The 274-nt window shown below is 55.5% G+C and carries 1 protein-coding gene; it reads left to right on the forward strand.

Going from position 1 to position 274, the window contains the following annotated elements:
- The coding region (locus tag IV91_RS0114380; RefSeq protein WP_031599526.1) for a transposase at positions 1-274 on the forward strand (274 nt) is incomplete at both ends.

Here is a 274-nt window from a genome sequence, read left to right on the forward strand (position 1 = left end):
CAAAGCCTACTGGAAAGTGGGTCGCGTCACTGAACATGCCGCCAACGTCCGCAAGGACTGGCAGCATAAACTCACCACCTCCATCGTTCGCGAGAACCAAACGATTGCGATGGAATCCCTGTATGTGCGTGGCATGACGGCTAGTGCAAAAGGAAGTGCTGACAAGCCCGGATCGAACGTCAAGGCCAAGTCAGGCCTGAACCGTTCGGTCCTGAATGCGGGATTTGGTGAGATTGCCCGACAACTGGAATATAAGGCTGTCTGGGCCGGTCGA

The organism is Ferrovum myxofaciens (genome assembly GCF_000735045.1).
Classification (GTDB): domain Bacteria; phylum Pseudomonadota; class Gammaproteobacteria; order Burkholderiales; family Ferrovaceae; genus Ferrovum; species Ferrovum myxofaciens.